Annotated in this window: 22 protein-coding genes; 11 read left to right on the top strand and 11 right to left on the bottom strand. The window is 71.4% G+C overall.

Annotated features, from left to right (window positions below):
- Positions 1 to 491: 491 nt before the first annotated feature.
- Positions 492 to 1361, bottom strand: a complete 870-nt coding sequence (locus UW392_RS11220; protein WP_320774777.1) for an oxidoreductase — start codon at positions 1359 to 1361, stop codon at positions 492 to 494.
- Between the two features lie 101 nt (positions 1362 to 1462).
- Between UW392_RS11220 and UW392_RS11225 the strand changes: the two genes are divergently transcribed.
- A complete protein-coding gene (locus UW392_RS11225; protein WP_320774778.1) occupies positions 1463 to 2443 on the top strand; it encodes an ATP-binding protein in 981 nt (326 codons plus the stop codon).
- A 29-nt stretch (positions 2444 to 2472) separates the two neighbouring features.
- Here the strand turns inward: UW392_RS11225 and UW392_RS11230 are convergent, their stop codons facing one another.
- Complete coding sequence (locus UW392_RS11230; RefSeq protein ID WP_320774779.1) at positions 2473 to 3738, bottom strand: hypothetical protein; 1266 nt, start codon at positions 3736 to 3738, stop codon at positions 2473 to 2475.
- A gap of 383 nt (positions 3739 to 4121) precedes the next feature.
- Here UW392_RS11230 and UW392_RS11235 point away from each other — a divergent pair, with 383 nt between their 5' ends.
- The 6 genes from UW392_RS11235 to UW392_RS11260 all read left to right on the top strand — a co-directional run bounded on the left by UW392_RS11235 (position 4122) and on the right by UW392_RS11260 (position 12490).
- Entirely contained in the window at positions 4122 to 6503 is a 2382-nt protein-coding gene (locus UW392_RS11235; protein ID WP_320774780.1) for a bifunctional SulP family inorganic anion transporter/carbonic anhydrase, read from the top strand.
- 379 nt (positions 6504 to 6882) lie between these two features.
- Positions 6883 to 8838, top strand: a complete 1956-nt coding sequence (gene acs / locus UW392_RS11240; RefSeq protein WP_320774781.1) for an acetate--CoA ligase — start codon at positions 6883 to 6885, stop codon at positions 8836 to 8838.
- Positions 8839 to 9036: 198 nt separating this feature from the next.
- Complete coding sequence (nhaA, locus tag UW392_RS11245; protein WP_320774782.1) at positions 9037 to 10527, top strand: Na+/H+ antiporter NhaA; 1491 nt, start codon at positions 9037 to 9039, stop codon at positions 10525 to 10527.
- 107 nt (positions 10528 to 10634) lie between these two features.
- Positions 10635 to 11123: a phage holin family protein gene (locus tag UW392_RS11250; RefSeq protein ID WP_320774783.1), complete on the top strand. Its 489-nt coding sequence runs from the start codon at positions 10635 to 10637 to the stop codon at positions 11121 to 11123.
- The gene (locus tag UW392_RS11255; protein WP_320774784.1) at positions 11120 to 12085 is read left to right on the top strand and encodes an alpha/beta hydrolase; all 966 of its coding nucleotides are present in this window, start codon (positions 11120 to 11122) and stop codon (positions 12083 to 12085) included. The genes UW392_RS11250 and UW392_RS11255 overlap by 4 nt, the downstream gene beginning before the upstream one ends.
- A 204-nt stretch (positions 12086 to 12289) precedes the next feature.
- Complete coding sequence (locus UW392_RS11260; RefSeq protein ID WP_320774785.1) at positions 12290 to 12490, top strand: hypothetical protein; 201 nt, start codon at positions 12290 to 12292, stop codon at positions 12488 to 12490.
- A gap of 55 nt (positions 12491 to 12545) precedes the next feature.
- Here UW392_RS11260 and UW392_RS11265 read toward each other — a convergent pair whose 3' ends face one another.
- From UW392_RS11265 to nth, 3 genes are all read right to left on the bottom strand, one after another.
- Positions 12546 to 13745, bottom strand: coding sequence for a MarP family serine protease (locus tag UW392_RS11265; protein WP_320774786.1), 1200 nt, complete (start codon positions 13743 to 13745; stop codon positions 12546 to 12548).
- 94 nt (positions 13746 to 13839) lie between these two features.
- Positions 13840 to 14622, bottom strand: coding sequence for a CoA pyrophosphatase (locus UW392_RS11270; protein WP_320774787.1), 783 nt, complete (start codon positions 14620 to 14622; stop codon positions 13840 to 13842).
- A 142-nt stretch (positions 14623 to 14764) separates the two neighbouring features.
- Positions 14765 to 15760 (bottom strand): endonuclease III, encoded by a 996-nt coding sequence (gene nth / locus UW392_RS11275; RefSeq protein WP_320774788.1) that lies wholly within the window; start codon positions 15758 to 15760, stop codon positions 14765 to 14767.
- Between the two features lie 276 nt (positions 15761 to 16036).
- Here nth and UW392_RS11280 point away from each other — a divergent pair, with 276 nt between their 5' ends.
- On the top strand, positions 16037 to 16711 hold the full coding sequence (locus tag UW392_RS11280; RefSeq protein WP_189421912.1) for a Crp/Fnr family transcriptional regulator: 675 nt from the start codon (positions 16037 to 16039) through the stop codon (positions 16709 to 16711).
- Positions 16712 to 16775: 64 nt separating this feature from the next.
- Here the strand turns inward: UW392_RS11280 and UW392_RS11285 are convergent, their stop codons facing one another.
- The 5 genes from UW392_RS11285 to UW392_RS11305 form a co-directional block, all read right to left on the bottom strand.
- Positions 16776 to 17609 carry an MBL fold metallo-hydrolase gene (locus tag UW392_RS11285; RefSeq protein WP_320774789.1) on the bottom strand — a complete coding sequence of 278 codons (834 nt, stop codon included), beginning with the start codon at positions 17607 to 17609 and terminating at the stop codon, positions 16776 to 16778.
- A gap of 34 nt (positions 17610 to 17643) precedes the next feature.
- Positions 17644 to 18570, bottom strand: a complete 927-nt coding sequence (locus UW392_RS11290) for an NUDIX hydrolase (RefSeq protein ID WP_320774790.1) — start codon at positions 18568 to 18570, stop codon at positions 17644 to 17646.
- A 51-nt stretch (positions 18571 to 18621) separates the two neighbouring features.
- Complete coding sequence (locus UW392_RS11295; protein WP_320774796.1) at positions 18622 to 19611, bottom strand: alpha/beta hydrolase; 990 nt, start codon at positions 19609 to 19611, stop codon at positions 18622 to 18624.
- A 180-nt stretch (positions 19612 to 19791) separates the two neighbouring features.
- Positions 19792 to 20259 (bottom strand): RidA family protein, encoded by a 468-nt coding sequence (locus UW392_RS11300; protein WP_320774791.1) that lies wholly within the window; start codon positions 20257 to 20259, stop codon positions 19792 to 19794.
- Positions 20256 to 20414, bottom strand: a complete 159-nt coding sequence (locus UW392_RS11305) for a DUF4177 domain-containing protein (protein WP_018547934.1) — start codon at positions 20412 to 20414, stop codon at positions 20256 to 20258. The genes UW392_RS11300 and UW392_RS11305 overlap by 4 nt, the downstream gene beginning before the upstream one ends.
- Before the next feature lie 124 nt (positions 20415 to 20538).
- Between UW392_RS11305 and UW392_RS11310 the strand changes: the two genes are divergently transcribed.
- Together UW392_RS11310 and UW392_RS11315 are read left to right on the top strand one after the other, a co-directional pair.
- Positions 20539 to 21516, top strand: a complete 978-nt coding sequence (locus UW392_RS11310; RefSeq protein WP_320774792.1) for an ArsA-related P-loop ATPase — start codon at positions 20539 to 20541, stop codon at positions 21514 to 21516.
- A 79-nt stretch (positions 21517 to 21595) separates the two neighbouring features.
- Complete coding sequence (locus tag UW392_RS11315; protein ID WP_320774793.1) at positions 21596 to 23068, top strand: ArsA family ATPase; 1473 nt, start codon at positions 21596 to 21598, stop codon at positions 23066 to 23068.
- Positions 23069 to 23127: 59 nt separating this feature from the next.
- Here UW392_RS11315 and wblA read toward each other — a convergent pair whose 3' ends face one another.
- Positions 23128 to 23466, bottom strand: coding sequence for a transcriptional regulator WblA (gene wblA / locus UW392_RS11320; RefSeq protein WP_320774794.1), 339 nt, complete (start codon positions 23464 to 23466; stop codon positions 23128 to 23130).
- Between the two features lie 528 nt (positions 23467 to 23994).
- Between wblA and UW392_RS11325 the strand changes: the two genes are divergently transcribed.
- Entirely contained in the window at positions 23995 to 26280 is a 2286-nt protein-coding gene (locus tag UW392_RS11325; RefSeq protein ID WP_320774795.1) for a transglycosylase domain-containing protein, read from the top strand.
- Positions 26281 to 26352: the final 72 nt, after the last annotated feature.

A 26352-nucleotide genomic window follows, 5' to 3' on the forward strand; every position in this document is an offset into this window, starting at 1 on the left:
CCGGCACCCCGGCACCCCGGCACCCCGGCACCCCGGCACCCCCGCACCCCGGCACCCCCGCACCCCCGCACCCCGGCACCCCGGCACCCCGGCACCCCGGCACCCCGGCACCCCGGCACCCCGGCACCCCGGACCGCGCTACCACGTCCCGGCCCCACGACGCACCTCCCCTTTTCGTCCTGTTTGAACGTGAAAGTAAAGAAGTGCGGACGGGACTTCCGCTTGTCCTGCCCGCGGAGTACAAAGGACTCAACGGCCCGCGAGACCAGGGACATCCGAGAGGATCACCTAAACAACGCAGACGGCCCCACGGACCGAGTACGGCCACCGAGCACCCACGCGACGTCGACCCGTCGATTACGGGCCAGCCGCACCAGGTGACGGGCGAAGTTCCCGACCTGATGGGCACATATCGAGGACGCCTGGTAACCCGGTGGACGTGCCAGCGGCGGTACGGATCTCCGTACCGCCGCAACCTTGTGAACGTACGTCTACGCCGCCCCGCGCTGAAGCGCCTCGCACACGGCCGTCGACTCGCGCGCCCCCAGAGTGACCGCCGCGCCGCAGTGACCGATCCAGGCCGCCATCCCCTCCGGGGTTCCGGAGGCATAGCCGTCGAGCGCCGCGCGGTAGGCCGCCCGGCCCAGCTCCGCGTACCCGACCTCGGCAGGGCAGACCGACTTCGGGTCCAGGCCGCTGCCGACCAGGACGATCCGCTCGGCCGCGCGCGCGACGAGGCCGTTGTACGAGGTGAACGGACGCAGTGCGAGCAACTCGCCGTGCACCACGGCGGCCTGCACCAGCGCCGGCGCGGCACTGCCCGCGACGATCAGTCCGGACAGCCCCTCCAGCCGTCCGTGTGCCTCCCCGGCGGTCGGCAGCTCCAACTCGACCAGCGGCTCGTCCACCGCCTCCCCGGCCTGCCGCGGCCGCCCCACCTGCTCGGCCCCGTCGATCCGGTCGGTCTGGTCGACCCGGCCGGTCCGTTCGGTCCGGTCCGCCGCGGCCACCAGGTGCAGTCTGGCCAGCACGCGCAGGGGCGTCTGCCGCCAGACGGAGAGCAACTGCCCCGCCTCGGCTGTCAGGCGCAGTGCCGCGCCCACCGCGCGTGCCTCGTCGTCGCCGCTGAAGTCCGAACGCCGCCGCACCTCCTCCAGCGCCCAGTCGGCGCCGGACAGCGCCGCCGAGCCGCGGGCGCCGCGCAGCGCCGCCTCGGAGGTGATCTCGTTGCTGCGGCGCCGCATGACCCGGTGGCCGTAGACCCGGTCCACGGCCTTGCGCACGGACTCCACGGACTCGGCCACGCCGGGCAGAGCACCCAGGGCCACAAGGGGGTCGGCGGTCGCGCCTGTCGTACTCATGGGTACGACCCTACGCACCCGCGTGGCAAACCCCACGAAGGAGTGGTCTTCCTCATGACCCACCAGCACCATGCGCCACACCACTACTACTCTTCGTGAACATGAAAATTGCTTTCGTCGGGAAGGGCGGCAGCGGCAAGACGACCCTGTCCTCCCTGTTCATCCGCCATCTCGCAGCCACCGGCGCGCCCGTCGTGGCGATCGACGCCGACATCAATCAGCACCTGGGCGCCGCACTCGGGCTCGACGAGACGGAGGCGGCCGCGCTGCCCGCGATGGGCGAGCACCTGGCGCTCGTCAAGGACCACCTGCGCGGCACCAACCCGCGCATCGCGTCCGCCGACGCGATGATCAAGACGACGCCGCCCGGGGAGGGCTCGCGGCTGCTGCGGGTGCGTGAGGACAACCCGGTCTACGACGCCTGCGCGCGGCCGGTGGAACTCGACGGCGGCACCGTCCGCCTGATGGTCACCGGGCCCTTCACCGACGCCGATCTGGGAGTGGCCTGCTACCACTCCAAGACCGGCGCCGTGGAACTGTGCCTCAACCACCTGGTCGACGGCCCCGACGAGTACGTGGTGGTCGACATGACGGCCGGCTCGGACTCGTTCGCCTCCGGCATGTTCACCCGCTTCGACATCACGTTCCTCGTCGCCGAGCCGACCCGGAAGGGGGTCTCCGTCTACCGTCAGTACAAGGAGTACGCCCGCGACTTCGACGTCACCCTCAAGGTCGTCGGCAACAAAGTGCAGGGCCAGGACGACCTCGACTTCCTCCGCGCGGAGGTCGGGGAGGACCTGCTCGTGACGGTGGAGCACTCGGACTGGGTGCGTGCCATGGAGAAGGGCCGGCCACCGCGGTTCGAGCTTCTGGAGGACGCCAACCGCCGTGCGCTGCGCCTGCTGCGGACGGCCACCGACGTGACGTACGGACTGCGGGACGCCGAGCGGTTCACGCGGCAGACGGTGCACTTCCACCTCAAGAACGCCCGCGCCTGGGGCAACGAGCGCCTCGGGGCCGACCTGGCGGCGCAGGTCGACCCCTCGTTCGTGCTCGGTGAGCCCGTCACCGAACCCGCTTGAGCCCGTCACCGAGCCTCTGAGGACGACGGTCAGCTTTTGTCCGCCGGTGCCCCCGGTACGCCCTTCGGGGCCGGCGCGGGAGCGGCCGACAGATAGGACGCCCAGCCCTTCTTCGGCGCCTCGCCGACGTCCAGGCCGGTCAGCTTGTGCAGGACCTTGGGATCCTGGGCGTCCAGCCAGTCGGCGAGCTGCCGGAAGGAGACGCAGCGCACCTCCTCCTTCGTGCAGACCTCCTCGACGACCTCCTCGACGGCACGCATGTACGTACCGCCGTTCCACGACTCGAAGTGGTTGCCGATGATCAGCGGCGCGCGGTTGCCGTCGTAGGCGCGGCGGAAGCCCTGGAGGAGGCCGTCGCGCATCTGATCGCCCCAGTACTCGTGCTGTGAGGGGTCGCCCTGGGAGGTGGTCCCGGACTGGTTGACCATGAAGTTGTAGTCCATGGTGAGCTGCTCGTAGGAGTGCCCCGGGAAGGGCACGAGCTGCATCGACAGGTCCCACAGGCCGTTCTTCTTCTTGGGCCAGACCTGATTGTTGACGCCGCTGCTGTCGTAGCGGAAGCCCATCTCGGCGGCGGCCCTCGTGAAGTTCTTCCGGCCTTCCAGGCAGGGCGTGCGGGCGCCGATCAGCTCCTTGTCGTAGTCGAAGGGCAGCGGCGCGGCCTTCGCCGTACCGGCGTTGGTCTTCCAGGTCTTCACGAACCGCTTGGCCTGGCGGATCTCGTCCTTCCACTCCTTCACCGACCACTCGCCGACCCCGCCGTCGGCGCCGCAGAAGTGGCCGTTGAAGTGGGTGCCGATCTCGTTGCCCTCCTGCCAGGCCAGGCGGAGCTGCTCGACGGTGTCGGCGATGCCCTCGTCGTCGTTGAAACCGATGTCGGAGCGGCCCGGCGCGTGCTGCGGCGGCCGGTACTGGTCCCGCTTCTCCTCCGGCAGCAGGTACACGCCGCTGAGGAAGTACGTCATCGTCGCGTCGTTGGCCTTCGCCACTTGGCGGAAGTGGGAGAACAGCTTCTGGCTGTCCTCGCCCGCGCCGTCCCAGGAGAACACCACGAACTGCGGCGGTCTCTGGCCGGGCCTCAGGCGCTCGGGGCGCGGCAGGTGCGGCTGCGCCCCGGTGTAGGCGGTGGAGCCGTCGCCGATCAGCCGGACCGCGTTCTTCGGAGCCGGGGCCTTCTTGGCCTTGGGGCCGTGCGCGCCTTCGTCGGGATCCACGCCGAATCCGCAGCCGGCGAGCGACGCGGCGCAGACCGCGGCGACCACGGAGCACGCGGCGATCCTGTGGGTGGCGGCCATCCCGCCCACCTTCTTCCTTCTCTCGGGCCAACGCCGACGGCGGCGATGTCGGGTGCTGTGCCCGGACCCGCCCCGACCTGTCGGGACGTGCCGGAACATGCCGTCGGCGCTCGAAAAATCGCACGAGAACCAGAAGGAATTAATACGACAAGCCGATCAAATGACGCATTCACTCTTACGAGCACTTTGTTACGCCATATGCATGGAAAAACTATTCCTGGCCTTTACTTTGCATTACGATCCATTTACTCAGCGCGAGCATCCACCGCTCGCCGCTGGAGCATCCCGCCGCTGTACGCCGTGACCCACGGCCGCGAACCACCCCGCCCCGAGCGGGACCCCCCACCGACGCGACCGCGCAGCCCCGGAGGAGACGGGAAACAATGTCAGCCTGCGTTCCCGCACGTACCGGCTCGGCCAGCCCCGAGCACGTCCACCCGCCCCACAGCCCGCCCCACAGCCCACCTGACGGCCCCCGCCGGCGCTTCCGCGTCGACGGCGCCGACGTGTCCGCCTCGATCGCGGTCTTCTTGATCGCACTTCCGCTGTCCCTCGGCATCGCCCTCGCCACCGGCGCCCCCCTCCAGGCCGGCCTCGTCGCCGCCGCCGTGGGAGGCATCGTCGTCGGCTGGATCGGCGGCTGCCCGCTCCAGGTCAGCGGACCGGCCGCCGGCCTCACGGTGGTCACCGCCGACCTCATCCAGCAGTACGGATGGCGCACGACCTGCGCCATCACCGTCCTCGCCGGCATCGCCCAACTCGGCCTCGGCTGCCTCCGGGTGGCGCGCACCGCCCTCGCCGTCAGCCCCGCCATCGTGCACGGCATGCTCGCCGGCATCGGCGTCACCATCGCCGTCGCACAGCTCCACATCGTCCTGGGCGGCACCCCGCAGAGCGCCGTCCCCGACAATCTGCGGGCCCTGCCCGCCCAGTTGGCCAACCTCCACGCCGCCGACGTGTGGGTCAGCGCCCTCACGCTCGGACTCCTGCTGCTCTGGCCGCGGGTGCCCGGCCGGATCGGACAGCTGATGCGCACCGTCCCGGCCGCGCTCGTCGCCGTCGCCGGGGCCACCGCGGTCGCCGCCCTCGCCGGGCTTCGGCTGCCCAAGGTCGACCTGCCGTCCTGGAACAGCCACGCGCTGGCCACCCTGCCCGACGGCCCGGTCCTCGGCATCGCCGCCGCCGTCCTCACCATCACCCTCGTGTGCAGCGTGCAGTCGCTGCTCGGCGCGGTCGCCGTCGACAAGCTCGTCTCCGCCCGCCCGGACCTGACCGGCCGCGTCGGCCGCTCCGACCTCGACCGCGAACTGCTCGGCCAGGGCGCGTCGAACATCGTCTCCGGTGCCCTCGGCGGCCTCCCCATCGCCGGCGTGGCCGTGCGCAGCACGGCGAACGTCAACGCGGGCGCCGTCAGCCGGAACTCCACGATGCTGCACGGCGGTCTCGTGGTGATCGCCGCGCTGCTGATGGTCCCCGTCCTGGAGCTGATCCCGCTCGCCTCGCTCGCCGCCCTGGTCATGGCCGTCGGCATCCAGATGGTGTCCCTCAACCACATCCGTACGGTGACCCGCCACCGCGAGGTCATGGTGTACGCGGTCACCACCTGCGGCGTCGTCTTCTTCGGCGTCCTGGAGGGCGTCGCGCTGGGCATCGCCGTCGCGGTCGCCGTCGCCCTGCACCGCCTGACCCGCACCCGCATCACGCACCACGAGACGGAGCGGGTCCACCACGTCCACGTCCGCGGTCAGCTGACGTTCCTGGCGGTGCCCCGGCTCAGCCGCGCCCTGCACCAAGTCCCCCAGGGTGTGGACGTCGTCGTGGAGCTGGACGGCTCCTTCATGGACCACGCGGCGTACGAGACGCTGCAGGACTGGCAGAAGACCCACACCGCGCACGGCGGCGCGGTCGACATCACCGGCCGCAGACCCGGCACCCGCATCTCCGAACCCGCCGACGAGTCGGGGAACTGCCGCTGCCGCCCCTGGACGGCCTGGCGCAACCACCAGTGCGAACCCCCGCGTACGACGGCCGGGACCGTCGACCGGACCGAGCCCGCCGAGCCGTCCGACGGCCGGGAGAGCGGACGGGCACTGGCCCGCGGCATCAGCGCCTTCCAGCGCAACACCGCCCCCCTGGTCCGCGGCGAGCTGGCCCGGCTGGCACGCGAGGGACAGCAGCCCTCGCAGCTCTTCCTCACCTGTGCCGACTCGCGGCTGGTCACCTCGATGATCACATCCAGCGGCCCCGGCGACCTGTTCGTGGTGCGCAACGTGGGCAACCTCGTGCCGCTGCCGGGCGCCGAGAGCGGCGACGACTCGGTGGCCGCCGCCATCGAGTACGCGGTGGACGTGCTGAAGGTGCGCTCCATCACGGTGTGCGGGCACTCCGGCTGCGGCGCGATGCAGGCGCTGCTCAGCTCCGAGGCCCCCGAGCCCGGCACGGAACACCGGGCGCACACCCCGCTCAAGCGCTGGCTCCGCCACGGCCGGCCCAGCCTGCACCGCATGACCGAGGACGACGGCTCCTGGGCACCGCTGGCCGGACGCCGCCCGGCCGACGCGATCGAGCGGCTCGGGCTGACCAACGTGGTCCAGCAGCTCGCGCACCTGCGGGCCCACGACTCGGTCGCCCGCGCCCTCCAGGAGGGCGCGCTGGAACTGCACGGCATGTACTTCCACGTCGGTGAGGCCCAGGCGTACCTCCTCACCGGCCAGGCGGACCAGGAGGTCTTCGAGCTGGTGCGGGAGGTGGAGCTGCCCGCCTGACGACAGACGAGACGACCCGACGACCACGACAGACGTCACCTGACGAGCACGACAGGCATCACCCGTCGAGCACGACAGACGTCACCTGACGAGCGCGCCAGGCGTGACCTGTGGAAAGCGGGGAAGGGCTGAACTGCCGCGGCCCGGCGTCCGTGCATACGGATGAACCGGTACGGGTGAACCGGTACGGACGAGCCGGTCCGGACGAGACGGTCGCGCCGGGCCGGTCGCGCCGGGCCGGGCCGGGCCGGGCCGCCGCGGCGAGGCCCACCCGCCGACAGGTCTACACCAGTTGTCCGTCGACCCTTGTCATCGGCCCGTGCGGTCTGATGAGCTGTGGCCTGGGACACAGCGGACGACCCTGGGAAAGGGAGATGTCGTGAGCAATGAATCCTTGGCCAACCTGCTGCGTGAGGAACGCAGGTTCGCGCCGCCCGCCGACCTGGCCGCGAACGCCAACGTCACGGCAGAGGCGTACGAGCAGGCCAAGGCTGACAGGCTCGGCTTCTGGGCCGAGCAGGCCCGCCGGCTGACCTGGGCGAAAGAGCCGACCGAGACCCTGGACTGGTCGAACCCGCCGTTCGCCAAGTGGTTCAAGGACGGCGAGCTGAACGTCGCGTACAACTGCGTCGACCGGCACGTGGAGGCCGGGCACGGCGACCGCGTCGCCATCCACTTCGAGGGCGAGCCCGGCGACAGCCGCGCCATCACCTACGCCCAGCTGAAGGACGAGGTCTCCAAGGCGGCCAACGCCCTGCTGGAGCTGGGCGTGCGCAAGGGCGACCGGGTCGCCGTCTACATGCCGATGATCCCCGAGACGGCGATCGCCATGCTGGCCTGCGCCCGCGTCGGCGCCGCGCACTCCGTCGTCTTCGGCGGCTTCTCCGCGGACGCGCTGGCCACCCGCATCCAGGACGCCGACGCGCGCGTGGTGATCACCTCCGACGGCGGCTACCGCCGGGGCAAGCCGTCCGCGCTCAAGCCCGCCGTCGACGAGGCCGTCCAGCGCGCCGGCACGGTCGAGCACGTGCTGGTCGTCCGCCGTACCGGCCAGGACGTCGCCTGGGACGACTCCCGCGACAAGTGGTGGCACGAGACCGTCGACCGCCAGTCCGCGGAGCACACCCCGGAGGCGTTCGACGCCGAGCACCCGCTCTTCATTCTGTACACGTCCGGTACGACGGGTAAGCCGAAGGGCATCCTGCACACCTCCGGCGGCTACCTGACCCAGGCGGCGTACACCCACTGGGCGGTCTTCGACCTCAAGCCCGAGACGGACGTCTACTGGTGCACCGCCGACGTCGGCTGGGTCACCGGGCACTCGTACATCGTCTACGGCCCGCTGGCCAACGGCGCGACGCAGGTCATGTACGAGGGCACGCCCGACACCCCGCACCAGGGCCGCTTCTGGGAGATCGTCCAGAAGTACGGCGTGTCGATCCTCTACACCGCGCCCACCGCGATCCGGACGTTCATGAAGTGGGGCGACGACATCCCCGCCAAGTTCGACCTTTCCTCGCTGCGCGTCCTCGGCTCGGTCGGCGAGCCGATCAACCCCGAGGCGTGGGTCTGGTACCGCAAGAACATCGGCGCGGACCGCACACCGGTCGTCGACACCTGGTGGCAGACCGAGACCGGCGCGATGATGATCTCGCCACTGCCGGGCGTCACCGAGGCCAAGCCGGGCTCCGCACAGCGCCCGCTGCCCGGCATCTCCGCCACCGTCGTCGACGACGACGCGAACGAGGTGCCCAACGGCGGCGGTGGCTACCTGGTCCTCACCGAGCCGTGGCCGTCGATGCTGCGCACGATCTGGGGCGACGACCAGCGGTTCATCGACACGTACTGGTCGCGTTTCGAGGGCAGGTACTTCGCCGGCGACGGCGCCAAGAAGGACGAGGACGGCGACATCTGGCTGCTCGGCCGGGTCGACGACGTGATGCTCGTCTCCGGGCACAACATCTCCACCACCGAGGTCGAGTCCGCCCTGGTCTCCCACCCGTCGGTGGCGGAGGCGGCCGTGGTCGGCGCCGCCGACGAGACGACCGGTCAGGCCATCGTCGCCTTCGTCATCCTGCGCGGCACCGCGGCGGAGAGCGACGAACTGGTCGGCCGGCTGCGCGACCACGTCGGCGCGACGCTCGGCCCGATCGCCAAGCCCAAGCGGGTGCTCCCGGTGGCCGAGCTGCCGAAGACCCGCTCCGGCAAGATCATGCGCCGCCTGCTGCGCGACGTGGCGGAGAACCGGCAGCTCGGTGACGTCACCACGCTCACCGACTCCACGGTCATGGACCTCATCCAGTCCCGGCTCCCGGCGGCGCCGAGCGAGGACTGACCGGTCACCGCACCCACTTACCGGGTCACCGCGCCCACTGACCGGGTCACCGCACCCGTCGACGAGGGGCTCCCCGCTCGCGGGGAGCCCCTCCCCGCGTAAAGTGGGCGTCAACAACCGCACAAGAGAACCTCATGGGGCGCCGGGAAGTCTGGTCGGCACACGATTCGTGCTGCCCATCGACCGGAGGTCCCCACCGTGACCACACCCCGCGCGCCCCGCAAACTTCTCGGCCGGCTCTCGCTGCCCGAACGGAACCACCTCGCGGACGCGCTGCGCACCGAGACCGTCGGCGGCATCCTGCTGCTCGTCGCCGCCGTCACCGCGCTGATCTGGTCGAACGTACCGGCACTGCACGACAGCTACGAGAGCGTCAGCCACTTCCACCTCGGACCCGCGGCCCTCGGCCTGGACCTGTCCGTCGCGCACTGGGCCGCCGACGGCCTGCTGGCGGTCTTCTTCTTCGTCGCCGGAATCGAACTGAAACGCGAGCTGGTCGCGGGCGACCTCAAGGACCCCAGGGCCGCCGCGCTGCCGGTGGTGGCGGCACTGTGCGGCATGGCCGCCCCGGCACTCGTCTACACCCTCGTCAGCTCCACGGGCGGCGGTTCCCTGGCCGGCTGGGCGGTGCCGACCGCCACCGACATCGCCTTCGCCCTGGCGGTGCTCGCCGTCCTCGGGACCTCGCTGCCCAGCGCCCTGCGGGCCTTCCTGCTGACCCTCGCCGTCGTGGACGACCTGTTCGCCATCCTGATCATCGCGGTCTTCTTCACCGACACCCTGGACTTCGTCGCGCTCGGCGGTGCCTTCCTGGGCATGCTCGTCTTCTGGCTGCTGCTGCGCGCGGGCGTCCGCGGCTGGTACGTGTACGTCCCCCTCGGCCTGGTCGTCTGGGCGCTGATGTACAACAGCGGCATCCACGCCACGATCGCCGGGGTGGCGATGGGCCTCATGCTCCGCTGTCACCGGCGCGAGGGCGAGGAGCACTCCCCGGGCGAGCGGATCGAGCACCTCGTGCGGCCCCTGTCGGCCGGGCTGGCCGTGCCGGTGTTCGCGCTGTTCAGCGCGGGTGTCTCGGTGTCGGGCGACGCGCTCACCGGGGTGTTCACCCGGCCGGAGACGCTCGGCGTGGTCCTCGGCCTCGTCGTCGGCAAGGCCCTCGGCGTCTTCGGCGGCACCTGGGTGACGGCCCGTTTCACGAGGGCCTCCCTCAGCGAGGACCTCGCCTGGGCGGACGTGTTCGCGGTGGCGGTCCTGGCCGGCATCGGCTTCACCGTCTCGCTGCTCATCGGCGAGCTGGCCTTCGAGGGCGACGCGGCGACGACCGACGAGGTCAAGGCGGCCGTCCTCATCGGGTCGGTCATCGCCGTCCTGCTCGCGTCGGTCCTGCTGCGCGTGCGGAACGCCAAGTACCGCGCCCTGTGGGAGGCGGAGGAGCGCGACGAGGACGCCAGCGGCGTACCGGACGTCTACGAGCAGGACGATCCCGCGTACCACCTGCGGATGGCCGCGCTGCACGAGAGGAAGGCCGCCGAGCACCGCCGGATCGCAGAGGAGCGGGAACGGACCGCGCGGGACCGGGAACGAGCCGCGCCGGAGCGGGAACGGACCGCACGGGACCGGGAACGAGCCGCACGGGAACCGGACGGGAGCGCGGGCGAGCAGACGCCGCACGGCTTGCCGAAGTGACGGGCGGGGCAGGCGGGGAGGGCTACCGTCCGGCATGATCTGACGAGACGGTACAAAAGACGGAAGCGTACGCAAGAGTCCGCAGCGGAACGGAAGAGGAGACCGCGATGAGCGCACCCGACGGCAGCCCGGTCGGTACCGAACGCAGCATCGGCCAGCTGTTCGCCTCGGCGACCACCGAATTGTCGGCGCTCGTCCACGACGAGATCGCCCTGGCCAAGGCGCAACTGAAGCGGGACGTCAAGAAGGGCGCCACAAGCGGCGGGGCGTTCTCGCTGGCCGGCGCGGTCCTGGTGTTCTCCCTGCCGATGCTGAACTTCGCCCTGGCGTACGGCATCCGCACCTGGAGCCACTGGAACATGGCCATCTGCTTCCTGCTCTCCTTCGCGGCCAACGTCCTGGTCGCCGTCGTCCTCACGCTGATCGGCACGGTCTTCGCGAAGAAGGCCAAGAAGGAACGCGGACCGCAGAAGGTCGCGGCCTCGGTGAAGCAGTCGGCCGAGGTGCTCCAGAAGGCCAAGCCGCACCCGCGCCCGGAACTGGCCAAGGACCGCTCCCCCGAAGCCATCGAGGCTGTGGCACGCTCGTCCTCATGACGGGCTCTTCCACCCCTTCGGCGCATACCGGCTCGGCACAGTCCGCGTCGGTCGTCCACCTCGACATCCCCGACGGACGCGAGGTGACCCACCGGGACGTCGCCGCGAACGGCGCCCGGTTCCACATCGCCGAGCTGGGCGAGGGACCGCTGGTACTGCTGCTGCACGGCTTCCCGCAGTTCTGGTGGACCTGGCGGCACCAGCTCGTCGCGCTCGCCGACGCCGGCTTCCGCGCGGTCGCCATGGACCTGCGCGGCGTCGGCGGCAGCGACCGCACACCGCGCGGCTACGACCCCGCGGGCCTGGCCCTGGACATCACCGGCGTGATCCGCTCGCTCGGCGAGCCCGACGCCGCGCTGGTCGGCCACGACCTCGGCGGCTACCTCGCGTGGACGGCCGCCGCGATGCGCCCCAAGCTGGTCCGGCGGCTCGCGGTGACGTCGATGCCGCACCCTCGGCGCTGGCGTTCGGCCATGCTCTCCGACGTCCGGCAGAGCCGCGCCAACTCCTACATCTGGGGGTTCCAGCGGCCGTGGCTCCCCGAGCGTCAGCTCACCGCGGACGACGGCGCGCTCGTGGGACGCCTGATCCGCGAGTGGTCGGGGCCGCAGCCGCCCGACGAGAAGGCCGTGGAGATCTACCGCCGCGCCATGTGCATCCCGTCCACGGCACACTGCTCGATCGAGCCGTACCGCTGGATGGTGCGCTCCCTGGCCCGGCCCGACGGCATCCAGTTCAACCGGCGCATGAAGCGGCCGGTGCGGGTGCCGACCCTGCACCTGCACGGTACCCTCGACCCCGTGACGCGCACCCGCAGCGCGGCCGGCTCCGGCGAGTACGTCGAAGCCCCGTACCGCTGGCGGCTGTTCGACGGACTCGGCCACTTCCCGCACGAGGAGGATCCGGTCACCTTCTCCACGGAACTGATCAACTGGCTGAAGGATCCCGAACCCGACCGGTGACCGGGTGACGCCCGACCGGCGACCGGGTGACGACCGGTCAGTGATCGCGTGACGCCCGGTCAGTCATCGCATGGTGACCGGCCGATCGCGTTCGGTATCCGGACCGGAGTCTCTGCCCTACGAACGGCCAATTGCCCGGCGCATACGCCAATTGGGAGCTCTGGGAGCGGTTATCGACCTTGGGGCAGGGGCACACGTCGGGGTATGGGCTGGACGCACGACTACAGTGACGCAGCAGCAGCACGCACTCGCCGCTCCCCGAGCGGTATGAGCCCCCATCAGGGCCCTCATCAGCGAGGCGGCACCCCGCAACTGCCGGGACCCGACCTGCGGGTGGGGATTCCGCGCATCCTGCGCCGCCGCGCCCGCTGGGTCTCCGTACGCCTGCGTCACACCCGGGGCTGAGCCGGCGCCCGCGCGGCGCGTGGGCCACACCCGCACCCCGCGCGGCCCGCCGTCCTCACAGGGCGCAGTTGTCGCTGTCCACCTGCTGGTTGGCGGCCCACCCCTGCGTGATGTCGTCGTGGATCTCGTCCACGGTCAGGGCGTAGCCGGTCTGGGCGTCGTCGAGGGACTTGGCGAACACCACGCCGTACACCTCGCCTTCGGTGGTGAGCAGCGGTCCGCCCGAGTTGCCCTGCCGCACGGTCGCGAAGAGCGAGTAGACGTCACGGCGGACGGTGCCGCGGTGGTAGATGTCGGGGCCGTTGGCCGTGATGCGGCCACGCAGCCGGGCCGGGCGGACGTCGTACGACCCGTTCTCCGGGAAACCGGCCACGATCGCGTCGTCGTTGACGTTCGCGTCGTCCTCGGCGAACCGCAGCACCGGCGCGCGCAGGTCCGGCACGTCGAGTACGGCGATGTCGCGCCGCCAGTCGTAGAGGACGACCGTCGCGTCGTACTTGCGGCCCACGCCGCCTATCTGGACGGTGGGTTCGTCGACACCGCCGACGACGTGCGCGTTGGTCATCACGCGGCGCTCGCCGAAGACGAAACCGGTGCCCTCCAGCACCTTGCTGCAACTCGTCGCCGTACCCATGACCTTGACGATGGAGCGCTGGGCGCGGACGGCCACGGCGCTGTTGGCGAGCGCCGGGTCGGGCGGGTCGACGTCGGCGATGGGCTCGTCGGAGAACGGGCTGAAGACCTGCGGGAAGCCGTTCTGCGCGAGGACGGTGGAGAAGTCCGCGAACCAGTTGTCGGCCTCGGTGGGCAGCGCCTCGGCGACACCGGTCAGCACCTTGGACTGACGGACCTCCTTGCCCAGCGTCGGCAGCGTCGTACCGGCGATGGCCGAGCCGATCAGCCAGGCGACCAGCAGCATGGCAATGACGTTGACGAGGGCGCCGCCGGTGGCGTCCAGGGCGCGCGCGGGCGACCAGGTGATGTGGCGCCGCAGCTTGTTGCCGAGATGGGTGGTCAGGGCCTGTCCGACGGAGGCGAAGACGATGACGACGACGACCGCGGCGACCGCGGCGGTCGTGTTCACCTCCGCGTTGTCCGTCAGGATGTCCCACAGGACGGGCAGGAGATAGACGGCGACGAGTCCGCCGCCCAGGAAACCGATCACCGACAGGATGCCGACGACGAAGCCCTGGCGGTAGCCGACGACCGCGAACCAGACGGCGGCGACCAGCAACAGGATGTCCAGCACGTTCACCGCTTGTAGCCTCGCCTCGTCATTCCGCTCGCTTCAGCCGGGCCGGGGACCCGGGGTGCGTCCCCCCGGTGGGCACGGCACGGCGCCCACCCTGTCATGCGCGCCAGTCCAGCGGGACCTGCCTGGTGTGGTCCCAGGGCCGCTCCCAGCCCGCGAAGTGCAGCAGCCGGTCGATGATCCCGGCGGTGAAACCCCACACCAGGGCGGATTCGACCAGGAACGCCGGGCCCTGATGGCCCATGGGATGGACGGCGGTGGCCCGGTTGGCGGGGTCCGCGAGATCCGCGACCGGGACGGTGAAGACGCGGGCGGTCTCGCCGGGGTCGACGACGCCGACCGGGCTGGGCTCGCGCCACCAGGCCAGTACGGGCGTGACGACGAAACCGCTGACGGGGATGTAGAGCTTGGGCAGGACGCCGAAGAGCTGCACGCCGGCCGGGTCGAGGCCGGTCTCCTCCTCGGCCTCGCGCAGGGCGGCGCGCAGCGGGCCGTCGCCCAGCGGGTCGCCGTCCTCGGGGTCGAGCGCGCCGCCCGGGAACGCCGGCTGCCCGGCGTGCGACCGCAGGGTGCCGGCGCGCTCCATGAGGAGCAGCTCGGGACCGCGCCCGCCGGCCTGCTCGTCGTCCTCGGGGCGGCCGTCGCCGGTGCCGTCGCCGGCGCGGTCACCCACACCACCGCCCGCGCCCTCGCCTGCACCCTTGCCGGCGCCGAAGAGGATGAGCACGGCCGACTGCCGGCCGCCGCCGTCCTCCGGGGGCAGGAAGCGGCTCAGCTCGTCGGGGCGCACCGTCTCCACGGCCCGCGCGACCGGTTCCAGCCACCCGGGCAGGCCCGTCCGGTCGAGCGCGACCTCCCGGATGTCACTCGCGCGCGTCATCGCCACCCCCGTTCCGCCCTGTCCAACGCCTGACGCCGCCGAGATCGTTCCGCCTTCCGGCCTTCTGTCTTCCGGCCGTCCGTCATGCGGCCTTCTGTCTTCCGGCCTTCTGTCTTCCGGCCGTCCGTCATCCGGCCGTCCGTCATCCGGCCCTCAGCGGCGGTGCCGGTTTCCCGCCCGCGTCCAGGTATGCCTGCGGGGGCTTCAGCCGCTGGCCGGGGTAGCCGCCCTTCTCGTACTTGAGCAGCTTCTTCGCCTTCTCGGGGTCCGTCTCGCCCTCGCCGTACGACGGGCAGAGCGGGGCGATGGGGCAGGCGCCGCAGGCGGGCTTGCGGGCGTGGCAGATGCGGCGGCCGTGCCAGATGACGTGGTGCGACAGGTCGGTCCAGTCGCTCTTGGGGAACAGCCCGCCGACGGCCGCCTCGATCTTGTCGGGGTCGGTCTCGTCGGTCCACCGCCAGCGGCGCACCAGGCGCTGGAAGTGGGTGTCGACGGTGATGCCGGGGCGGCCGTAGGCGTTGCCGAGGACCACGAAGGCGGTCTTGCGGCCCACTCCGGGGAGTTTGACCAGGTCTTCGAGGCGGCCGGGGACCTCGCCGCCGAACACCTCCGTCAGCGCCTTGGACAGGCCGATGACCGACCTGGTCTTGGCCCGGAAGAAGCCGGTGGGGCGGAGGATCTCCTCGACCTCCTCGGGGTTGGCCGCGGCGAGGTCCTCCGGGCCGGGGTATCGGGCGAAGAGGGCGGGGGTCGTCTGGTTGACCCGCAGGTCGGTGGTCTGGGCGGACAGCACCGTGGCCACGAGGAGCTGGAAGGGGTTCTCGAAGTCCAGCTCGGGGTGGGCGTACGGGTAGACCTCGGCCAGCTCGCGGTCGATGCGGCGGGCGCGGCGCACCAGCGCGGTACGGGACTCGCCGCCCGGCGGCGCGGCGGCGACACTCTTCGCGGGCTTCGCGCCCTTGACGGAGGCGGCCTTCTTGGCCGTGCCGGTGGCTGCGGCCTTCGCGGCCCCACCCGTGGCAGCGGTCTTCTTCGCCGTGCCCGTAGCAGCGGTCTTCTTCGCGGCCGCCTTTCTCGGAGCCGTCCGTTTCGCCGTTTTCTTCGCTTCCCTACCGCCATCGGGGCCCTGTTCGCCCACAGCGGAATCGCGACGTACAACCACTCGCCCAGCCCCCTCGGCCTGCGCTCTCACCGGCGATTTGGACACCCGGCCAGAGTACGGCCCGGCACTGACATCCGCCCCGGACCCCGAAGATCGGCGCCCAATTGGACCCCTGCCGCGTACCCCAGGACATGTGTGCGGCATCCTTGTGACAGATCACACTGTTTGGACCGTCCGGCAAAATGGGCACCACGGTCCCCTGGAACCACCGGGGAACAAGCTCCCCTGAGCAGGTCGAATAGGAGAGAACTCGTGGACGACGTTCTGCGGCGCAACCCGCTCTTCGCGGCGCTCGACGACGAGCAGGCCGCCGAGCTGCGCGCCTCCATGAGTGAGGTGACCCTCGCGCGGGGTGACTCGCTCTTCCACGAGGGGGACCCGGGCGACCGCCTCTACGTGGTCACCGAGGGCAAGGTCAAGCTGCACCGCACCTCCCCCGACGGGCGCGAGAACATGCTGGCCGTCGTCGGCCCCGGAGAGCTGATCGGCGAGCTGTCGCTGTTCGACCCGGGCCCGCGCACGGCGACCGCCACCGCGCTCACCGAGGTGAAGCTGCTCGGCCTCGGCCACGGCGACCTCCAGCCCTGGCTGAACGTGCGCCCGGAGGTGGCCACGGCACTGCTGCGCGCCGTCGCGCGCCGCCTGCGCAAGACCAACGACGCCATGTCCGACCTGGTCTTCTCGGATGTCCCGGGACGCGTCGCGCGCGCCCTGCTGGACCTCTCACGCCGTTTCGGCGTGCAGTCCGAGGAGGGCATCCACGTCGTGCACGACCTGACGCAGGAGGAGCTGGCCCAGCTGGTCGGAGCCTCCCGCGAGACGGTCAACAAGGCCCTCGCCGACTTCGCGCAGCGCGGCTGGCTCCGCCTGGAGGCCCGCGCGGTGATCCTGCTGGACGTGGAGCGGCTCGCCAAGCGCTCCCGCTGAGCGGACGACGGACGCCGGACGCCGGACGCTGGACGCCCCGTCCGGCCCCGCCTCGCGCACGGGCTCAGCGGATGAGCCCGTGCTCCTCCAGGTACTCCAGCTGCGCCCGTACGGACAGCTCGGCCGCCGGCCACAGGGAGCGGTCCACGTCCGCGTAGACGCGGGCGACGACCTCGGAGGGCGCCCGGTAGCCGTCCTCCACCGCCGTCTCGACCTGGGCGAGGCGGTTGGCGCGGTGCGCGAGGTAGTACTCCACGGCTCCCTGGGCGTCGTCCAGGACGGGCCCGTGCCCCGGCAGCACCGTGTGCACGCCGTCGTCGACGGTGAGCGACCTGAGCCGCCGCAGGGAGTCCAGGTAGTCGCCGAGCCGGCCGTCGGGATGGGCGACGACGGTCGTGCCGCGCCCGAGGACCGTGTCGCCGGTGAGCACCGCGTGGTCGGCGGGCAGGTGGAAGCAGAGCGAGTCGGCGGTGTGCCCCGGCGTGGGCACGACCCGCAGCTCCAGGCCGCCCACCTCGACGGTGGCCCCCGCCTCCAGTCCCTCGTCACCGAGCCGCAGCGCGGGGTCCAGCGCCCGCACCTTCGTACGGGTCAGTTCGGCGAACCGCGCGGCGCCCTCCGCGTGGTCGGGGTGACCGTGCGTCAGCAGGGTCAGGGCGACGCGCCGACCCGCCCGCTCCGCCGTGTCGACGACGTTCCGCAGGTGTCCCTCGTCCAGCGGGCCCGGGTCGACGACCACGGCCAGGTCGGAGCCGGGCTCGGCGAGTATCCAGGTGTTGGTGCCGTCCAGGGTCATCGGGGAGGCGTTGGGCGCCAGCACGTTGACGGCCCGGTCGCCGACGGGCCCGCTCGAGATCCCGCCGCGCGGCTGTCCGGGCAGGGCGGTGGCGTCGGTCATACGGAGGCTCCCCCGTTCTCGGTGGTGGCGTCGGTCATACGGAGGCTCCCCCGTTCTCGGTGGCGGCGTCAGGGACATGTCCGGGGGCGGTTCCCGGGACCTCTCCGGTGGTGGCGCCGGGGACGTGTTTCGTGAACTCATCGTGCCCCGGCCAGGACAGGACGATCTCCCCGCGCTCCAGCCGCGCCCGCGCCAGTACGGGGGTCAGGTCCCGTCCGTCCGCCGCCGCCAGCGCCTCGGCCGCCGTGCCGTACGCCGTGAGCGCCCGCAGCGTCGCGATCGTCGGCGGCATCATCAGCAGCTCGCCCCGGTCGTACCCGGCGGCCGCCTCGGCCGGTGTCGTCCACACCGTGCGGTCGGCCTCCGTGGAGGCGTTGCGGGTGCGCTGTCCCTCGGGCAGGACGGCCACGAAGAAGAACGTGTCGTAGCGCCGCGCCTCGAACTCCGGGGTGATCCAGCGGGCCCAGGCGCCCAGCAGGTCGGAGCGGAGCACCAGGCCCCGGCGGTCCAGGAACTCCGCGAAGGACAGCTCGCGGGCGACCAGCGCGGCCCGGTCGGCCTCCCAGTCGTCGCCGGTGGTGTCCCCGGTCACGGAGTCAGCGGTCGGGCCGGCCAGCAGGACGCCCGACTCCTCGTAGGTCTCGCGCACGGCCGCGCAGACGATCGCCTGGGCCGCCGTCTCGTCCACGCCGAGCCGCGCCGCCCAGCACGCGCGCGTGGGGCCCGCCCAGCCGATGGCGCGGTCGTCGTCGCGCGGGTCGACACCGCCGCCCGGATAGGCGTACGCGCCCCCGGCGAAGGCCATGGAGGCGCGGCGGCGCAGCATGTGGACGGCGGGGCCCGGGTCCCTCAGGAGCATGACCGTGGCCGCGCGGCGCGGCGTGACGGGGGTGAGACCGCCGGCCGCGAGCGCGCGGATGCGCTCGGGCCATTCCGGTGGGTACCACTGTCCGTTCGCCATGGCCGGAGGCTATCCGGTGACCGGCGGATGTTCGAGGGGCCGCCGGAGCCGTCACCCCGGCAGCGCGGCCAGCCAGTCCGTCAGCAGCCGGTTGGTCTCCTCCGGGCACTCCTGCTGGAGCCAGTGGCCGCAGCCGTCGAGGAGATGCGAGGCGGTCAGGCCGGGCAGGGTGACGGGATAGGCGTCGATGGCCTCGGAGAGCCAGGTGGTGGAGGCGTCCAGGGCGCCGCCGAGGAACAGCGACGGCTGTGTGACCGGCGCCCCGTGGAGGTCGGCGAGGTCGGCCCAGTCCCGGTCCATGTTCCGGTAGCGGTTGAGGGCACCGGTCAGTCCGGTCCGCTCGAACTCACCGGCGTAGACGTCCAGGTCCTCCTCGGTGAGCCAGGACGGCAGCCGGTCCGCCGGGAAGCGGTCGCGCAGGGTGCCGCCGCGCGTCACGAAGTGCGGGTCGGGGGCGCCGGGGGCGGGCATGGTCTCGGCGGACAGCGCGGCGTAGAAGCCGGCCAGCCAGCCGCGTACGTCGGGTTCGATCTCCGCCTCGGCGCGGCCGGGCTCCTGGAAGTACGAGACGTAGAACTCCTGCTCGGCGTCCGGGCCGCCCATGCCCGCGAAGACGTCGCTCGGCCGCGGGCCGCCGGGTGGCGTGTACGGCACGCTCAACAGGCCCACCGCGCGGAAGACGTCCGGCCGCAGCAGCGCGGAGTGCGCGGCGATGCCGGCGCCCCAGTCGTGGCCGACGACGACCGCGGATTCCTCGCCGAGCGCCTCCACGACGGCGACGTTGTCGGCCACCAGGTCCCGCATCCGGTACGCCGCCGGGTCGGCGGGGCGTGAGGAGCGCCCGTAGCCGCGGACGTCGAGCGCCACCGCGCGGTGTCCGGCGGCGGCCAGGGCGGGCAGCTGGCGGCGCCAGGAGTACCAGGACTCCGGGAAGCCGTGGACCAGCAGGACGAGAGGTCCGCTGCCCTGTTCGACCAGGTGGATCCGCCCGGCCGGTCCGGGCACCAGCCGGTGGACGGCTCCGTCGACGTCCGGTTGCAGTTGCAGTTGCGGGTGCGGGTACGAGTCGGTGGCGGGCAGCTGCGGCACGGTGCCTCCCGGGCGCCTGGGATCGGTCTCAGACGCCCGGAGGGCACCACCGGACGCCTGTCGTCGACCTTGATCCTCAACCGGCCGTCACGGCCCGGACCAGGATTTTTGCCGATACGGCAAAGTGTCGTCCTACGCGTCCGCCAGCTCGACCTGGATCTCGACCTCCACGGGCGCGTCCAGCGGCAGGACCGCCACACCGACCGCGCTCCGCGCGTGGACGCCCTTGTCGCCGAGGACCTCGCCGAGCAGCTCACTCGCGCCGTTGAGCACGCCCGGCTGGCCGGTGAAGTCCGCGGCGGAGGCGACGAAGCCGACGACCTTCACCACGCGCGCGACGCGGTCGAGATCACCGGCGACGGATTTCACGGCGGCCAGGGCGTTGAGCGCGCAGATCCGCGCCAGCTCCTTGGCCTCCTCGGGCGTCACCTCACCGCCCACCTTGCCGCTCGTCGGCAGCGCGCCGTCCACCATCGGCAGCTGTCCGGCGGTGAAGACGTACGGGCCGGAGCGCACGGCCGGCTGGTACGCGGCGAGCGGCGGCACGACCTCCGGCAGGGTGAGGCCGAGTTCCGCGAGCCGCGCCTCCACGGCACTCACGCCTGCTTCTCCCGCTTCAGGTAGGCCACGAGCTGCTCCGGGTTGGGTCCGGGCACCACCTGGACGAGCTCCCAGCCGTCCTCGCCCCAGTTGTCCAGAATCTGCTTCGTGGCGTGGACGAGCAGCGGCACGGTCGAGTATTCCCACTTGGTCATAGGGCCGACTGTATCGGCCACCTCGACCGACCACCTCGGCCGACCGCCTCTGCCGGCCGTCCGTACCGGCTGTTATCCACAGCCCTCCGCGTAGGCCGGGCCCGGACTGGTTACGCTCGAATACGTGAGCAGGCTCCAGGTCGTCAGCGGCAAGGGCGGAACCGGCAAGACCACGGTGGCCGCCGCCCTCGCGCTGGCCCTCGCCACGGCGGGGAAGCGAACGCTTCTCGTCGAGGTCGAGGGCCGGCAGGGCATCGCGCAGCTCTTCGAAACGGAAGCGCTGCCTTATGAGGAGCGGAAGATCGCCGTCGCTCCCGGGGGCGGGGAGGTGTATGCCCTCGCCATCGACGCCGAACTGGCCCTTCTGGACTACCTCCAGATGTTCTACAAGCTGGGCGGCGCCGGACGCGCACTGAAGAAACTCGGCGCCATCGACTTCGCGACCACCATCGCGCCCGGCGTACGGGACGTACTCCTGACCGGCAAGGCCTGCGAGGCCGTCCGCCGCAAGGACCGCGCCGGACGGTTCGTGTACGACTACGTCGTCATGGACGCGCCCCCGACCGGGCGTATCACCCGTTTCCTCAACGTCAACGACGAGGTGGCCGGGCTGGCGAAGATCGGCCCGATACACAATCAGGCGCAGGCCGTGATGCGCGTCCTGAAGTCCCGCGAGACGGCCGTGCACCTGGTGACGCTGCTGGAGGAGATGCCGGTCCAGGAGACCGCGGACGGCATCGCCGAGCTGCGCGCCGCGCGGCTGCCGGTGGGCCGGGTCATCGTGAACATGGTCCGCCCGGAGGTGTTGGACGCCGCGGATCTGGAACTCGTACGGAGGCTGCCGCGTTCCTCCCTCGCCCGGTCGCTGTCCGCCGCCGGGCTCGGCGGGGCACGCCGGGGCGGGCACGCCGAGCGGCTGGTCGACCCGCTCCTGGACGAGGCCGGTCAGTACGGAGCGCGGTTCGAGCTGGAGCAGGAGCAGCGGGCCGTCCTCGGCGACCTGGACCTGCCACTGCACGAACTGCCGCTGCTCGCCGAGGGCATGGACCTGGCGGGCCTGTACGAACTCGCCACCGAGCTGCGGAAGCAGGGGATCGCATGAAGCGGGGAATCCCTGAAGGGGGGAATCTCATGGAGCGGGGAATCCCTGAAGCGGGGAAACTCATGGAGCGGGGGATCTCATGAGCCCGAGCCGACCGGACGCCGCCCAGGACCGGCAGGCCCAGGAGAGCACGCGGCGCCTGGCCCACGCGCGGGCGCTGGACATCGATCCGCTGCTCCAGGACCCGGCGACCCGGATCGTGGTGTGCTGCGGCTCGGGCGGCGTCGGCAAGACGACGACCGCGGCGGCGCTGGGCCTCCGGGCCGCCGAGCGGGGCCGCAAGGTGGTCGTCCTCACCATCGACCCGGCCCGCCGCCTCGCGCAGTCCATGGGCATCGACTCCCTGGACAACGTCCCGCGGCGGGTGAAGGGCATCGACGAGTCCGCGGGCGGCGAGCTGCACGCGATGATGCTCGACATGAAGCGCACCTTCGACGAGATCGTCGAGGCGCACGCGGACGCGGAGCGGGCCGCCGCGATACTGAGCAACCCCTTCTACCAGTCGCTCTCCGCGGGTTTCGCCGGCACGCAGGAGTACATGGCGATGGAGAAGCTCGGCCAGCTGCGCTCGCGGGACGAGTGGGACCTGATCGTCGTCGACACCCCGCCGTCCCGGTCGGCCCTGGACTTCCTGGACGCGCCCAAACGCCTCGGGTCCTTCCTGGACGGCAAGCTGATCCGGGTCCTGCTGGCCCCGGCGAAGGTCGGCGGCCGGGCGGGCATGAAATTCCTGAACGTCGGGATGTCGATGATGACCGGCGTCCTCGGGAAGGTGCTGGGCGGGCAGTTCCTCAAGGACGTGCAGACGTTCGTGGCCGCGATGGACTCGATGTTCGGCGGGTTCCGCACCCGCGCGGACGCCACGTACAAGCTGCTGCAGGCGCCCGGTACGGCGTTTTTGGTGGTCGCGGCCCCGGAGCGGGACGCGCTGCGCGAGGCCGCGTACTTCGTGCAGCGGCTGGCCGCCGAGGACATGCCGCTCGCCGGTCTGGTCCTCAACCGGGTGCACGGCAGCGACGCCGCCGGGCTGTCGGCCGAGCGGGCGATCGCCGCTGCGGAAAATCTTGAGGACGCCGGCATAAATCTTGATGACGGCCGCATTGTGGATCAGGACGACGGGAAAGCTGGACTTCGTAACTCTCCTGACACGTACGGCGGTTCCGGCCCTGGCTCCCCCACGGCCGAGGACACCGCAGAGAACGCGGCCGAGGGCGCCGTGGAGGAGCCCGAGAGGGTCACCCCGGACGACGACGCCTCAGCAGGGGACGTCACGGCCCTCACGGAAGAGGACGTCACGGCGGAGGACGTCACGGCGGAGACGGAGCGCTCCGCCGATCAGCTCGCCGCGGGTCTGCTGAGGCTGCACGCCGACCGTATGCATCTGCTCTCCCGCGAGCAGCGCACGCGTGACCGCTTCACCGCGCTCCACCCCGAGGTGGCCGTGACCGAGGTGGCCGCGCTCCCCGGCGACGTGCACGACCTCGCGGGGCTGCGGGACATCGGCGACCGCCTCGCGGCGGACCGGCCCGAGCTGCCGGAGACGCGCGCGTGACGGGGCAGCGGGTCGTGTGAAGGGCAGTGGATCGGGTGCGGGGGAGGGAGCCGACGGGCTCAGCCCACCGCCGCGTAGTTCTCGTAGACCGCGTCGTCGTCGAGGGGCAGGATGCCGACCCCCCGCTCGTACTCCGTACGCGCCGTCTCCAGGAGCCGGCGCCAGGAGGTCACGGTGGGCCGCCTGCGCAGCAGTGCGCGGCGCTCCCGCTCCGTCATGCCTCCCCACACGCCGAACTCGACGCGGTTGTCCAGCGCGTCGGCCAGGCACTCGGTCCGCACCGGACATCCGGTGCACACCGCCTTGGCCCTGTTCTGCGCTGCTCCCTGAACGAACAGTTCATCCGGATCGGTAGTGCGGCAGGCGGCCTGCGCACTCCAGTCGGTTACCCAGCCCATACCGGCGCCGTCCTCTCCCGAATCGAGGCTCCCCCACGGCGGCAGCGGCATATTCACCGCCGCCAGTTGAGGACGTTACGGAAGGTGGGCACAGCGCAACACCCCCAGCGGGCCCAATCTTGAATGGCCCGAACGGACTATGGGTAAGCGGCAGATCACCCAGGGGAGTGAGCTGGCGACATTCCGGAGGAATTCGACATCACGGTCGTTTCCGCCGCGCCACAACGGACACCATTCGACACACAAGGCCAATTCGGACACGCGCCGCACCCGCTCCGGCACGCGCCCGCACGCCCCGGACGCTCCGAAAGCGCGCCGTCGGCCTCCGCGAGCCCGTGCGGACCCGCCGGGTCCGAGCCCGGTCCGACAGGATCGCGACAGCGCCCGGACAGAAAAAAGTCGGGCCGACGTGGAACGATCCTGCACTGCCGGGCGTATTGATACATGGCCGCACCGCTGTGACAGTTGAGAGCAGCTTAGGCCAAGGCATATACGCGTGTCCGGCGAATGAGAACGTAGGCTGCGTCCATGGCAAAGAAGCGCTCGGGCGGTGGTCTGACACCCACGCAACAGGCCGCCAAGTTCCTCGGTGTCAGTGTGCTCGCGGGAGCCGTCCTGGCGGGCCTCGCACTGCCCGCCGTGGGCGCGCTGGGGCTGGCCGCGAAGGGTTCGGTCGAGAGTTTCGACGAACTCCCGGCCAACATGAAGACTCCCCCGTTGAGTCAGCGCACCACCATCCTCGACTCCGAGGGCGGCACCATCGCGACGGTGTACTCGCGTGACCGCACGGTCGTCAGTCTGAAGAACATCTCGCCGTACATGCAGAAGGCGATCGTCGCCATCGAGGACTCGCGCTTCTACGAGCACGGCGCGGTGGACCTCAAGGGCGTGCTGCGCGCGGTCAACAAGAACGCCCGCAGCGGTGGCGTCTCCGAGGGCGCGTCGACCCTCACCCAGCAGTACGTGAAGAACGTGTTCGTCGAGGAGGCCGGCGACGACCCGACCAAGGTCGCCCAGGCCACCCAGCAGACCATCGGCCGCAAGATCCGCGAGCTGAAGTACGCGATCCAGGTCGAGGAGGAGCTGGGCAAGAAGAAGATCCTTGAGAACTACCTGAACATCACCTTCTTCGGGCAGCAGGCGTACGGCGTCGAGGCCGCCTCCCAGCGGTACTTCTCCAAGCACGCCAAGGACCTCTCCCTGCCCGAGTCGGCGCTGCTGGCCGGCATCGTCCAGTCGCCCAGCCGGTACGACCCGGTCAACGACGAGGCCGAGGCCACCAAGCGGCGCAACACCGTGCTCGCGCGCATGGCGCAGACCGGCGACATCTCCAAGAAGGAGGCCGCCGAGGCCCAGAAGGCCCCGCTCGGCCTGAAGGTCAGCACGCCGAAGAACGGCTGCATCACGGCCGTGGACGGCGCGGGCTTCTTCTGCGACTACGTGCGTGAGGTCTTCCTCAGCGACCCGGTCTTCGGCAAGACCAAGGAGGCGCGGGCCAAGATCTGGAATCAGGGCGGCCTGACCATCCGTACGACCCTCGACCCGAAGGCCCAGGCCTCGGCGCAGGCGTCGATCAAGGACCACGTCAACAAGAGCGACGACGTGGCGACCGCCGCGACCATCGTCGAGCCCGGCACCGGCAAGATCCTGGCCATGGGCCAGTCCCGCCCGTACGGCTTCGGCAAGGACGAGACGCAGATCAACCTCTCGGTGGACGCGGCGATGGGCGGCGGCGCCGGCTACCAGCCCGGTTCGACGTTCAAGCCGATCGTGGCCGCGGCGGCGCTGGAGGACGGCACCCCGGCGACGAAGCAGTACTCGTCCCCGTACGAGATGGACTATCCGAGCCCGGTCGCCGCCTGTGACGGCAAGACCTGGAACGAGAAGAACGTCCCGGTCGAGAACGAGAACGAGACCGAGGTCGGCCCGTACGGCATGAAGGAGGCGACCGCGAAGTCGGTCAACACCTACTACGTGCAGCTGATCAGCGACCTCGGTATCTGCCCGGTGACCAAGATGGCCTCGAAGATGGGGGTCGGGCGGGCCGACGGCGGCAAGATCCAGCAGGCCCCGTCGATCGCCCTGGGTACCCAGGAGGTCTCGCCGCTGACCATGGCGAACGCGTACGCGACCTTCGCCTCGCGCGGCATGCACTGCACGCCGGTCGCCATCGAGTCGATCAGCCAGCGCGTCGGCCAGCAGAACAAGTCCCTCGAAGTCCCGAAGTCGACCTGCTCCCGGGCCATGTCGGAGACGACCGCCGACACCGTCAACACGCTGCTGCGCGGCGTGGTGGAGGACGGTACGGGTACGGAGGCCGGCCTCGGCAGCCGTCCCAGCGCCGGTAAGACCGGTACGACGGACTTCCGCTACGCGGCCTGGTTCGTCGGCTACACGCCGAACGCGGCGGGTGCCGTCTGGGTCGGCGACCCGGCGCACAAGCGGCAGATGGTCGACATCACGATCGGCGGCGTCCCCTACGACAAGGTCTTCGGTGGCGAGGTCCCCGGCCCGATCTGGCGCGACATGATGACCGGCGCCCTGGAGGGCAAGCCGGCCGACGACTTCACCTACGTCGACATCCCCGAGGACAAGGGCAAGGGCGACGACGGCGGCAACGGTGACGACGACGGCTCCGACGACGGCGACAACGGTTCCGGCGACAACGGCGGCAACGGTGACGACGGCGGTTCCGGCGACGACGGCTCCGGTGACGACGGCAGCGACGACGACAACTTCATCGGCGAGCTGAACAACGGCGGCAACTGGGGGGACATCTTCCAGGGGCAGGGCAACGGGGGCGGGCGCGGCTGAGGCCACGGCCTTTCGTTCATCCCGAACGCGTACGGACGGGCCTCTCACTCCCCGGGGAGTGAGAGGCCCGTC

It is taken from the genome of Streptomyces sp. CRN 30 (assembly GCF_034105845.1).

Bases quoted from the DNA above. Each gene is read 5' to 3' on its own strand.
- UW392_RS11260 (WP_320774785.1), top strand. From the start codon at position 12,290: ATGGGCTGGACGCACGACTACAGTGACGCAGCAGCAGCACGCACTCGC.
- UW392_RS11270 (WP_320774787.1), bottom strand. From the start codon at position 14,622: ATGACGCGCGCGAGTGACATCCGGGAGGTCGCGCTCGACCGGACGGGC.
- UW392_RS11325 (WP_320774795.1), top strand. From the start codon at position 23,995: ATGGCAAAGAAGCGCTCGGGCGGTGGTCTGACACCCACGCAACAGGCC.
- UW392_RS11255 (WP_320774784.1), top strand. From the start codon at position 11,120: ATGACGGGCTCTTCCACCCCTTCGGCGCATACCGGCTCGGCACAGTCC.
- UW392_RS11220 (WP_320774777.1), bottom strand. From the start codon at position 1,361: ATGAGTACGACAGGCGCGACCGCCGACCCCCTTGTGGCCCTGGGTGCT.
- UW392_RS11290 (WP_320774790.1), bottom strand. From the start codon at position 18,570: ATGGCGAACGGACAGTGGTACCCACCGGAATGGCCCGAGCGCATCCGC.
- UW392_RS11315 (WP_320774793.1), top strand. From the start codon at position 21,596: ATGAGCCCGAGCCGACCGGACGCCGCCCAGGACCGGCAGGCCCAGGAG.
- UW392_RS11250 (WP_320774783.1), top strand. From the start codon at position 10,635: ATGAGCGCACCCGACGGCAGCCCGGTCGGTACCGAACGCAGCATCGGC.
- UW392_RS11305 (WP_018547934.1), bottom strand. From the start codon at position 20,414: ATGACCAAGTGGGAATACTCGACCGTGCCGCTGCTCGTCCACGCCACG.
- wblA (WP_320774794.1), bottom strand. From the start codon at position 23,466: ATGGGCTGGGTAACCGACTGGAGTGCGCAGGCCGCCTGCCGCACTACC.
- UW392_RS11235 (WP_320774780.1), top strand. From the start codon at position 4,122: ATGTCAGCCTGCGTTCCCGCACGTACCGGCTCGGCCAGCCCCGAGCAC.
- UW392_RS11230 (WP_320774779.1), bottom strand. From the start codon at position 3,738: ATGGCCGCCACCCACAGGATCGCCGCGTGCTCCGTGGTCGCCGCGGTC.
- UW392_RS11285 (WP_320774789.1), bottom strand. From the start codon at position 17,609: ATGACCGACGCCACCGCCCTGCCCGGACAGCCGCGCGGCGGGATCTCG.
- UW392_RS11225 (WP_320774778.1), top strand. From the start codon at position 1,463: ATGAAAATTGCTTTCGTCGGGAAGGGCGGCAGCGGCAAGACGACCCTG.